We start from the raw sequence: 11,536 nt of genomic DNA, 5'->3' as shown, positions 1-11,536 counted from the left end.
AACGGCGTGAGCACAAGGGCTTTTTCAAGAGATTGTCATCACGCTGTCACGGAGCGTCACACTCCCTCTTCTCCCTATCCTTGCCCTCTATCCTTGCCTTGATGCCGAGGCACGATCCACCAGGCCAAGAATCGACTGATAACTGAGCCCTGAGTGCTCACTCAGCCCTATCTCACAGGTGCGCGAGTTGGAGACACCATAGTCACAGTCGGCGACCACGTCCTTCAGCCCTTTCAGCGCCGAAGCATTGAGCTCCGGTGTCGCGAAGCCCTTGTCTCCCGCGAAACCACAGCAGGTGATCTCTTCCGGCACGACGATCTCGGTCGCACACTGGCGCGCCAGTGCCACGAAACGCTCCGCCAAGCCCATGCGAACACTGGAGCAGGTGACATGCACCGCGACTCTTGCCTTGAGCGGTGTGATCGAGAGGTGTGGCAATAGATAGTCGAGCACCAGCTGCACCGGCTCGACCAGCGTGAGTGATACCTCGAGATGTTCACGTGCGTAGGCCTGTGCCTGGGCGAGACACGGGCTGGTATCACAGAAGATCGGCAGACGCCCGCCATCGCTCGCTTCCACCAGCGCGGCTGCCAACTCGGCGGCCTTGGCATCCCCGGCCTCGAACTGGCCCTTGGACTGGAAGGCCATTCCGCAGCACAGAGCATCTACTCCCTTGGGCAGAACGACTTCGAATCCCGCCTTGTCCATCAGGGCCAGCGCCATCTCGGTGGCGCTGCGCGGATCGATATCGTCAGTGGCGACCCCGAAGACACGCGTGGCACAGGACGGAAAATAGACGACATGCCCATTGGGCGTCTCGTTGCGCCCCAATGGCTGCGCCAGACGTTTGAGATAGGGACGCGGAGCGGCGGCCGGCATGCTGGGGGTCCATTGCTGCACCCTGTCGCCGGAGACCTTGCGGGCGGCCTGAGTCAGCCGTCGCATGTTGCGCGTACCGACCACACCATGCAGCCCATCTGCCAAGCGCAAGACACCGCGCATGCCACTGGTGACATAGGTGAAGTGCTCGCCGGCCCAGTGCGCCACCTTCACCTTGCCCGGATGATCGGCACCGGCGTTCTCCTCGTGGCGCAGACCGCGGATCAGATCCCCGGTATTGATGCCGACCGGACACTGGGTCGCACACAGACCATCTCCCGCGCAGGTCTCCATGCCTTGATAGGCGTAATCCTTCTTGAGCGCCGCCAGCTGAGCGCGCTGCTCGTCCGTCGGCATATCGAGGGCGGCGAGTCGTGCGATCTCACGCCGGATGACGATGCGCTGACGTGGAGTGAGGCTGAGATTCTTCGACGGACAGACCGACTCGCAGAATCCGCACTCGATGCAGCGATCCACCAGCGGGTCTGCTGCCGGGAGAGGCTTGAGGTTCTCCAGATGCAGACGGGAATTGCGCGTCAGGATGACTTCCGGATTGAGCAGATTGTCCGGGTCGAAAGCCTCCTTGATACGCCACATCAGGGCGTAGGCCTCCTTGCCCCACTCAAGCTCTACATAAGGTGCCATGTTGCGACCGGTGCCATGCTCGGCCTTGAGCGAACCACCGTACTCCTGCCCCACCAGCCGTGCGACATCATCCATCAATGCCTGATAGCGCTCCACCTCGCCTTCACGCTCGAAGCCCTGCGGGAAGACGAAATGCAGGTTGCCTTCCAGCGCGTGGCCGAACAGGATCGCCTGAGAGTAGCCATGACGCAGGAAGACCTCCGTCAGCGCCCCAACCCCTTCCGCCAGCCGCTCGATGGGGAAGGCGACATCCTCGATGATCACGGTGGTCCCCAGGTCCCGTACCGCACCGACCGCCGGAAACAGCCCCTTGCGGATCTTCCAGTACAACGCATAGCGCTGCGCATCCTGAGTGAAGGCCCACGCTTCACAGGTCTCGATGCCTTCCAGCACGCGGGCGACCTCCGCCATGCGCGTCTCCAGCTCCTGCTGATGCGCGCCGCGCACATCCACCAGCAGCGCGACCGCCGCTTCCGGCAGGGTGCGCAGCACCTCCGGCATGCCCGGCGCATCCTCGACGGAGCGCAGCGCCGCGCGGTCCATCAGCTCCACCGCCGCGACCGGCGCCGTCTTGAGCAGCATGGTGGCGCGACAGGCCGCATCGATGTTCGGGTAGTAGACCAGCGCCGCCGCCTTGTGTGACTCCTCGATCACCGTGCGATAGGTGATCGAGGCGATGAAGCCCAGCGTGCCTTCCGAGCCGATCATCAGATGCTTGAGGATCTCGAGACCATCGGCATAGTCGACCAGCGCATTGAGGCTGTAGCCGGTCGTGTTCTTGAGGCGGTACTTGTGGCGAATGCGCTCCGCCAGTTCAGGGTCCGCCCGCACATCGCAGGCCATCCTTTCCAACGCTGCCAGCAGGCCAGCGTGGCGTGCCCGGAAGGCCTGTACGCTCTTCGGCACCGCCGTATCCAGGCAGGTGCCATCGGCGAGAATGACGCGAATGTCCTCCACGGTGCGATAACTGTTGTGTGCCGTGCCGCAGCACATGCCGGAGGCGTTGTTGGCCGCGATACCACCGATCATGCAGCTGTTGATGGAGGCCGGGTCCGGGCCGATCTTGCGCCCGAAGGGGGCCAGCAATTGATTGGCACGCGCGCCGATCACCCCCGGCTGCAGGCGGATACGACTGCCCTGTTCCAGCACCTGCGCCCCACGCCACTCACCGCCCAGCTGGATGAGCACCGAATCCGTCAGCGCCTGACCGGACAGCGACGTCCCGGCCGCCCGGAAGGTTACCGGCAGCTTGCGCGCCCGACACTCGCGCAGCACATGCCCCAGCTCCTGCTCGTCATGCACGCGCACCACCAGCTGCGGCACCAGACGATAGAAGCTGGCATCCGTGCCGTAGGCCAGCGTCCGCAACGCGTCATGAATCAAGCGCTCAGCGGGAAGGTGCAATGCCAGCGCCTCGCGCAATGCCAGATAGGCAGCAGCACGCTCAGTCGCCGATGGGGTCTCGCTCAAGGCATCTCGTGCAATGGCGTCAGGAGCAGTCATGGCCAATCTCTTTTTGAAAAAACGGTGTGGATGTCAGTCAGGGCAGCATCACGAAAAGGCTCTGTCACTTGAGCAATGGGTCACTCAGGCCAAGCAAGTGGAACGCCAGCAAGCCAAGCACGCCAGAAGCCAATAGATAGTAAGCCGTCGGAATCGCCGTCATGCGCAGGGTGCGTCCCTCACGCCCCAGCAGGCCGACGGTCGCCGAGGCCGCCACCACATTGTGGATGGCGATCATGTTGCCGGCCGCCGCCCCGACCGCCTGCAGCGCCACCATCAGCGCTCCCGACAGCCCGAGCTGGGCAGCGACATTGAACTGGAACTGGGACAGCATCATGTTCGAGACCGTGTTGGAGCCGGCGATGAAGGCCCCCAGCGCGCCGATGCCGGACGCGAACAGTGGATACGCCTGACCGAGACTGTCAGCCACCACGTCCGCCATCACTACCGGCATCGAGGCCAGGTCGTTCAGATTGACGCCGGAGTTGATCAGGATGCGCACCATGGGAATGGTGAACACCAGCACGAATCCGGCCCCGACCAGCGTGCGCCAGGATTCACTGGCCGCCGCCACCAGCTGACGCGTCTGCATGCGATGCAGCATCAGGGTGATCAGTGCCACGAAGACCATGATGCCGCCCGGCAGGTAGAGCGGTTGTATCGACCCCGACACACCGCTGGCCCCCAGCAGGTCCGTGGCACTGAACTGCACGCTGACCAGCCACGCCTTGACGTCGCCCGACACGCGCGAGGCGACCAGCAGCAGCGCGATCAGGCCATAGGGCAGCCATGCCAGCCACAGTGGTAGCGGGCGTCTGCCGGCGGCAGCCATCTCGACCTCATCACGCTCCAGCGTCAGGTCGCCCAGCCAATGCCTGGGCCATTCGGCCTCGGGCGGAAAATCCCAGCTGTCCTTCGGCAGCAGAAAACCGACACGCGCCGCCGGCACCACGATGATCAGGCCGACCAGGGCACCGATCAGTGACGGGAATTCCGGGCCGAGGAAGACTCCCGCCGCCACGTAGGGCAGCGTGAAGCACAGCCCGGCGAACAGCGCGAACGGTGCGATCGACAGCCCTTCACTCCAGCGTTTCTTCGCGCCGAAGAAGCGCGTCATCATCACGGTCATGAACAGCGGCATCAGCAGGCCGACGATGCCATGCACGATGGCGACTTCCGAGGTGATCAGCTGCAGGAAGGCCTCCCAGCTGGAATGATTCGCCAGCAGCTGCTCGCTGAGGCTGGCCTTGTCGAGGCCCGCGTTCACGCCGATCACGATCGGCGTGCCCACCGCACCGAACGATACCGGCGTCGACTGGATCATCATGCCCACCATCACCGCCCCCAGCGCCGGGAAGCCGATGGCGACCAGCAGCGGCGCCGCGATGGCCGCAGGCGTCCCGAAGCCGGAAGCGCCCTCGATGAAGCTGCCGAACAGCCAGGCGATGATGATCGCCTGTACGCGCCGGTCGGGACTGATGGTGGTGAAGGCACCACGGATCACCGCGATCGCCCCGGAATGCTTGAGGGTGTTGAGCAGGAAGATGGCGCCGAAGATGATCCACAGCACCGAGACGGTGACCATCAGTCCCTGCAGCGTGGAGGCCAGAATGCGCGTCAGCGACATCTGCCACACGAAATAGCCGATGGCAGCGGTGACGAGGAAGACCAATGGCATGGCGCGGCGCGCGGGCCATTGCAGGCCGACGAGCAGGATGCCCGCCAGCAGAATGGGGGCAAAGGCCAGCAAGGCCAGGAGGGGCTCGGACATGACGGAAACTCCGCAGGCGAATTGTTGTGATTGTTGTCGGGCACAGCAGTGAAGCACTCGGGGTTGGCGCACCCTCTGGTCAGGTCTTCACATAAATTGGTCATACCAATTTACCTTGCTGCACCTCGGCATAATCTAGGCGTCGCCCTCATGGCGGTCAAACATCATGAGCTGCCTGATATCTAGACATTGGTCAAAGCACCATCGCCCTTTAAAATTGGTATTACCAATTGTTGGCAATCTCAATCAGCCACGCGAGGCGTGGTTGTCATACATATTGGTAAGACCAATGTCGGCTGTAGCGCGAAGTCGCCACACGCCACACTGATCCTCGGTCGCGCCTCTTCTGCATGCCGCACACCGGCTTGCAGCACTCGGCGCCACCTTTCACTCCTGCCGCAAGGACACTTCCATGCGTTACGCCCCCGTCCGCCAACCCCGTATCGCCGATGTGCTCACCGAACGCCTCGAGAGCATGATTCTCGAGGGCAGTCTGAAGCCCGGTGAGCGGCTTCCTCCGGAGCGCACCCTCGCCGAGCAGTTCGAGGTCTCGCGACCGTCCGTACGGGAAGCCATCCAGAAGCTGGCGGCGCGCGGGCTTTTGACCTCACGTCAGGGTGGCGGCACCTACGTGTCCGAAGAGTTGGCGCGCGCCTGGTCCGACCCGCTCAGTGCGCTGCTGGGTCGGCACTCCGAGTTCAATCTCGACCTGCTGGAGTTTCGCGACGCCCTGGAAGGCATCAGCGCCTATTACGCTGCCATGCGCTCCACCCCGGCCGACAAGGAGATGCTGCGTCAATGCTTCGAGACGCTGGAGAAGAGTTTCGAGGGACGTGATCCGGAACTGGAAGCCGGCGCGGATGCCGCCTTCCACCTCGCCATCGCCGAGGCCGCACACAACGTGGTGCTGCTGCACTCGATGCGCAGCCTGTTCCAGTTGCTGGAGAAGAGCATCGTGGCCAACCTGCGCCACCTGTTCGAGAAGCCCGAATCGCGTCCGCGCCTGATCCAGCAGCACCGCACCCTGTTCGAGGCGATCATGGAAGGACGCGCCGAAGACGCCCGCAACGCGGCCCACGAGCACCTGGTGTTCGTCGAGGATTCACTGCTGGAGCTGGAGCGCGCCGAAACCCGTGCACAGCGTGCCCTGCGCCGTGCCCAGGCCATGCCGGAGCGCTGAGGGTGCAACGCTGATGGATCAGTGAGGGTGGCCGCTCCCCCCCTTCCCCTTGAGCCCTTGCCCAGGAAGGCCTGCCGATGAAGGACACGCGTCTGCCTCACCACTGGCGTCTGCTGCTGGCGATCGTGCTACCGATCGGTCTGATGCTGTGCGTCTGGCAGGCGGTGGCCGTCGCGCGCAGCCAGTCACTCGAGCGCCTGACCCATGAAGCAGACAACGAGTTGCGCCTGACCGCCGCCAGCCTGCGTGGTCAACTGAGTCAGCATGCCTACCTGCCACGGCTGGTCGCCGAGAACGATCAACTGCGCGCTTTCCTTGATGCCCCCGATGACCCCAGCGCCGAGATGGCACTCAATCAACGGCTGGATCGCATGCGCGCGCTCGCGAAGGTGTCCGACCTCTACCTGGTCAACGACGTCGGCACCACCATCGCCGCCAGCAACTGGCGCTCGGCATCCACCTTCATCGGCCAGAACTATCGCTTCCGCCCCTACTGGAAGGACGCCATCGATGGCGGCGAAGCACGCTTCTACGGGCTGGGGACCAGTTCCGGCGAGCGTGGCTACTTCTTCAGCGCCAGCGTGGTGAGTCCCCGCGGGCGGCGCGGCGTGGTGGTGGCCAAGGTGCAGATCGCCGCGCTGGAAGCGGCATGGCTGGATCAGAATGCCGACATCATGGTCACCGACCCCCACGGCGTGATCTTCATCGCCAGTCAGCCCGACCGGGTACTGCGCACGCTGGACCCCCTCAGTGACGAGACCCGCAACCGGCTGCTCGACACCCAGCGCTATGCCAATCAACGCCTGCGCCCCCTGCGGCTCTATCACCGTGAAGCCTTGTCCGATCTGTCGACGCCCGAGCCGCCCTTGCGTCTCGACGCTGTCACCACGGTCGAGCTGCTGCAACTGACGCCGGGCGATCTCTGGCAGCACGCCTGGTTGAGCCTGTCACGCCCGCTGCCGGACATCGGCTGGCGCCTGCATGTGCTCAAGCCACTGGCCCCGCTGCGCGGCAGTATCTGGCAAGCCGCCGGACTGGCCGCCGGTGGCTACGTACTGCTGTGCCTGCTGGCGGGGCTGGGCTGGCAACGGCTGCGCATCCTGCGCGAGCGGCGTCTGTTCGCCGAACGTGAACGACAGTCGCTCGCCGCCAGTCAGCAACGGGTGCGGGGCATCATCGACCGCACTCAGGCGGGGCTGTGCATCCTCGATGAACGTGCTCACCTGGTGTACCTCAATCCTACCGCCGTGGCGCTGTTCGGTTCGCCCTTGAGCGCCGATGCCTCACGGGACGACAGCCCCCGGCAGCCCAGCGCACGCGAAGGGCGTGACCTGCGCGAACTGTTCCTGCCGGCCGAGCGTGCGCTGCTGGACCACCTGACCCGCCCCCGCCCGATCGGGCCGCTGGAAGTGCATGGCCTGCGCAGCGGAGTGGCCGTGCCGCTGGAGCTGTCCTGCGCCCCGCTACCGAGCCCCAATGGCCCGCGCTGGCTGGTGACGGTCTTCGATGTCAGCGAGCGGCGCGCCCAGGCCGAGGCCCTCGCCCAGGCACGCGATGCCTTCGAGCAACGCGTGGTCGAGCGCACCCGTGACCTCGCTGCCAGCAATGCGCGCCTGAGCGCGGAGGTCGAGGAGCGTACCCGCGCCGAGCGTGAGCTGCGCGCGACCCGCGATGAACTGATCCAGACCGCCAAGCTGGCAGTGCTTGGCGAGCTGGCCGCCGGCATCAACCACGAGCTCAACCAGCCGCTGGCCGCCATCCGCGCCTATGCCGAGAATGCCAGCGCCTTCCTCGCCCGTGCCCAGACACCTCAGGTCGAGAGCAACCTGCGCCAGATCACCGAGCTTACCCAGCGCATGGGCGAGATCAGCGCCCAGCTGCGCCAGTTCTCGCGCAAGAGTGGTGACCGCCTGGAAGCGGTCGACCTCGCCACCAGTCTCGACTATGCCCTGCGCCTGCTGCAGCCACGCCGTGATGCCCAGGCAGTCGACATCACGCGTGAGCAGAGCACCGCCCTGCCCAGGGTGCGTGCCGAACCGGTACGCCTCGAGCAGGTACTGGTCAATCTGCTCAGCAATGCACTGGATGCGCTGGCCGACAGGCCGTCAGCGCCAGCCTGCCTCCAGCTGAACCTGCATGAACGAGCCGGCAGTGAAGGCACGCAAGTGGTGCTGGAAGTGCATGACAACGGCCCGGGACTTGCGCCAGCCCAGCTGACGCGGGTCTTCGAACCCTTCTATACCCAGCGCGCCGATGGCAAGGGACTGGGACTGGGACTGTCGATCAGCGCGCGTATCGTGGCGGATCTCGGCGGCACCCTCGAGGCGCATCCCTCACCGCTGGGGGGCGCACTGTTCCGACTGACGCTGCCGGCGTCGGGCACGCCCTCACAGCCCTGTTCCCCATCCGCCGCCGCCAATTCACAGGAGCCGTCATGAGTGATGTCACGAATGCTGACATGCAGGTGCTGGTCGTGGATGACGAACCTCATCTACGCGACAGCCTGAGCCAGAGCCTGATGCTGGCCGATTACCTCACCCGGCCGCTGGCCAGTGCCGAGGAAGCGCTTGAGATCCTGAACACCGAAGCCCCCTTCGAGGGCGTGGTGATCACCGACATCCGCATGCCGGGCATGGATGGTCTGAGCCTGCTGCGCGCCGCCCGTGAGCTGGATGACGAGCTGCCGGTGATCGTGATGACAGGGCATGGCGATGTCGATACCGCCGTCTCCGCCATGCAGGGCGGCGCCTGGGACTTCATCGAGAAACCCTTCGATCGTGAGCGGCTGCTGGACGGGGTGCGGCGTGCGGTGGCCGCCAGACGTCTGGCGCTGGAGAACCGCTCACTGCGCGAGCAGCTGGATACCCAGCGCAACAGCGCCGGGCCGCGCCTCGTCGGCAGCAGCGAGGTGATTCAGCGCCTGGATGCCCAGGTCTCACGGCTGGCGGCGGTGGATGCCGATACCCTGCTGTACGGCGAGACCGGAGCCGGCAAGGACCGTGTCGCCCGCTGTCTGCACGAGCGCAGTCTCCGTGCCAGCAAGCCCTTCGTGGCACTCAATTGTGGCGGCATGCCGGAGACGCTGATCGAGTCGGAGCTGTTCGGCCACGAGAAGGGGGCCTTTACCGGCGCCAGCGAGCGCCGTATCGGCAAGCTGGAACACGCCGACGGCGGCACCCTGTTTCTCGATGAGATCGAGTCCATGCCGATGTCGTTGCAGATCAAGCTGTTGCGTGTCCTCCAGGAGCGCAGTATCGAGCGACTGGGCAGCAATACACCGCGCCCCATCGACATCCGCGTCATCGCGGCCACCAAGCGTGACCTGCGTGAAGCGGCCAGCGCCGGCGACTTTCGTGAAGACCTCTACTACCGCCTGAACGTCGTCACGCTGTATCTGCCGCCACTGCGTGAGCATCGCGAGGATATCCTGCAGCTGTTTCGACACTTCGCCATTCTGGCCAGCGAGCGCACCAGTCTGGAGGTTCCGCCGCTGGATTCGCGTACGCTGCAGGCGCTGCTCGACCATGACTGGCCGGGCAATGTGCGTGAGCTGAGAAACTGTGCGGAGCGTCATGTGCTGCTGGGGGGGCTGGAGGGCAATATCGGCGACAGCATGGCGGAGGGGCAGCCGCCGGGAGGTTCCGCCGAACAACGCAGCCTGCAGGCGGAGATGTCACTGGAAGAGAGCGTCAGCCAGGCAACCGAAGGTCAGGCACTGCCGACACGCATGGAGGCCTTCGAGGCCGCGCTCATCCGTGACGCGCTGGCCGCGTGCCGCGGACAGGTCGTGATGGCCTGCGAACGACTGGGACTGCCGCGCAAGACACTTTACGACAAGCTCAAGAAGCATGGCCTGAGTGCCGAACCCTACCGGCGCTGAAGCGCATGGCGGGCTGCGGGAGAGGTAGCCGTCGTGTCAGACACCGGCCATCAGGCGAGACAGGCTGGCGCCGAAGACGGACAGCGGTCCCTGCAGGTGCATGATGTCCACCAGCACCGCCAGCGGCGGTAGCCAGGGAGTCATCGCGGCGATCACCGCCACCATCGCCAGCGAGTTGCCCGGCTCGCGGTAATCGAACAGCTTGAAGGCGGTGCCGAAACTCTTCTTGAGACGCGCCCCGACCATGTCGACGCTGTACATCTCATCCAGCAACAGATGGATCATGGCGCCGAACAACAGGGCGGCGCCCTGCCACCAGGCCTGCTCCTCACTCTGGCCGAGCAGATGCAGACTGGCGGCCGTCACGCCCAGCGAGCACAACAATGAGGCCAGCAGGGAATGCCAGATGCCGCGATGGACGGTGAAACGCTTGAAGATGGCGCTGGCCACATAGCGCACGCCCAGATAGGTCGCGCCGCCCGCCATCATCAGCGGCCCCGCCAGCAGGCGGTCCTGCAGCAGCAGCACGCAGGCCATGGTCGCCAGCACCGCAAACAGCGTGAACAGGATACGGATGGCGCGCGAGTTGTCTGAGTCGATGTCCGGCAGGATGCCACCGAAGGTCGTCAGGCTCGCCAGCGGCACACCCTCCGCCAGCGACCACAGGCCGCCTTGCCAGCCGGCCGCCGCCACGATACCGCCGGCAAAGGCTGCCACGGTGATATGGGTACGAAAATTGGCCATGAGATACGGGTCGCGAGCCCTCGACGATGTCACTGGACCAGTCACCACACGCTGGCACTGGATATATGTCCAGATTATGACGCAAGCATTTCATGAAAAACAATGGCTTGTCCGGGTTTGTGAGTGCAGATGCTGCCTCCACCGTCAACGCTCGGGAAATGCAGCCCCCGAAACGCGCACTCCCCCGCCAGCCTGGGCCGACGGGGGAGTGCTCTTTGCTGCGCTCGGGGAACTCCTTGAAGGAGGTTCAGCCGGCGTAATCCTCAGCCAGATGCTGATCCTTCAGCTTGACGTAGTTCACCGCCGAATAGGTGAAGAACTCACGCTCGCTGTCCTTGATGGGACGCAGCGCACGCGCGGGATTGCCCGCATACACATGCCCGCCTTCGAGACGCTTGCCAGGCGGCACCAGTGCGCCCGCCGCGATGATGACCTCATCCTCCACCACCACACCGTCCATCACGATGGCTCCCATGCCGACCAGCACGCGGTCATGGATGGTGCAGCCGTGCAGCACGGCCTTGTGGCCGATGGTGACGTCGTCACCGATTTCCAGCGGATGGCCGCCCGGATTGAAGTCGCTGGCGTGAGTGATGTGCAGCACTGCCCCGTCCTGCACGCTGGTACGCGCGCCGATACGGATACGGTGCATGTCGCCGCGGATCACGGCCAGTGGCCATACCGAGCTGTCATCACCGAGGGCGACATCGCCCAGTACGACACTGCTGGGGTCGATGAAAACCCGTTCGCCCAGCCGCGGCGTCAGGCCCTTGAAGGATCGAATGCTCATGCCTTGCCTCCTGAATTAGGCCACCAGCCTACTGCTCCCATCGTCATGATGCCAATAGCGCGGCAGCCTGAATCGCGTTGCGGTTTGCTCGACGACGCTCATTTCCCCGCCTTGCGGCACCGCCCCTCCCGAGGACTAAACGCC

7 protein-coding genes are annotated in these 11,536 nt (G+C 64.8%); 3 read left to right on the top strand and 4 right to left on the bottom strand.

Features of this window, described 5'->3' with window-relative positions; translation table 11 throughout:
* Positions 1–87: 87 nt before the first annotated feature.
* Both PJK54_RS10735 and PJK54_RS10730 read right to left on the bottom strand, forming a co-directional pair.
* Entirely contained in the window at positions 88–3,027 is a 2,940-nt protein-coding gene (locus tag PJK54_RS10735) for an FAD-binding and (Fe-S)-binding domain-containing protein (RefSeq protein WP_271302783.1), read from the bottom strand.
* A gap of 64 nt (positions 3,028–3,091) precedes the next feature.
* Positions 3,092–4,798 (bottom strand): L-lactate permease, encoded by a 1,707-nt coding sequence (locus PJK54_RS10730; RefSeq protein WP_271302782.1) that lies wholly within the window; start codon positions 4,796–4,798, stop codon positions 3,092–3,094.
* 412 nt (positions 4,799–5,210) lie between these two features.
* Between PJK54_RS10730 and PJK54_RS10725 the strand changes: the two genes are divergently transcribed.
* From PJK54_RS10725 to PJK54_RS10715, 3 genes are all read left to right on the top strand, one after another.
* Positions 5,211–5,978 carry an FCD domain-containing protein gene (locus tag PJK54_RS10725; protein ID WP_077379971.1) on the top strand — a complete coding sequence of 256 codons (768 nt, stop codon included), beginning with the start codon at positions 5,211–5,213 and terminating at the stop codon, positions 5,976–5,978.
* A 77-nt stretch (positions 5,979–6,055) separates the two neighbouring features.
* Positions 6,056–8,416, top strand: coding sequence for an ATP-binding protein (locus PJK54_RS10720; RefSeq protein WP_271302781.1), 2,361 nt, complete (start codon positions 6,056–6,058; stop codon positions 8,414–8,416).
* Positions 8,413–9,858: a sigma-54-dependent transcriptional regulator gene (locus PJK54_RS10715; protein WP_084207741.1), complete on the top strand. Its 1,446-nt coding sequence runs from the start codon at positions 8,413–8,415 to the stop codon at positions 9,856–9,858. Before PJK54_RS10720 ends, PJK54_RS10715 begins: the two co-directional genes overlap by 4 nt.
* A 36-nt stretch (positions 9,859–9,894) precedes the next feature.
* Here PJK54_RS10715 and PJK54_RS10710 read toward each other — a convergent pair whose 3' ends face one another.
* Both PJK54_RS10710 and PJK54_RS10705 read right to left on the bottom strand, forming a co-directional pair.
* Complete coding sequence (locus tag PJK54_RS10710) at positions 9,895–10,602, bottom strand: metal-dependent hydrolase (protein WP_077379967.1); 708 nt, start codon at positions 10,600–10,602, stop codon at positions 9,895–9,897.
* 247 nt (positions 10,603–10,849) lie between these two features.
* Entirely contained in the window at positions 10,850–11,392 is a 543-nt protein-coding gene (locus tag PJK54_RS10705; RefSeq protein WP_077379965.1) for a gamma carbonic anhydrase family protein, read from the bottom strand.
* Positions 11,393–11,536: the final 144 nt, after the last annotated feature.

Origin of the sequence: Cobetia sp. MMG027, assembly GCF_027947415.1 — a bacterium.
Taxonomy (GTDB): Bacteria; Pseudomonadota; Gammaproteobacteria; order Pseudomonadales; family Halomonadaceae; genus Cobetia; species Cobetia marina.
This window is presented reverse-complemented; position numbering and strand designations above follow the sequence as displayed.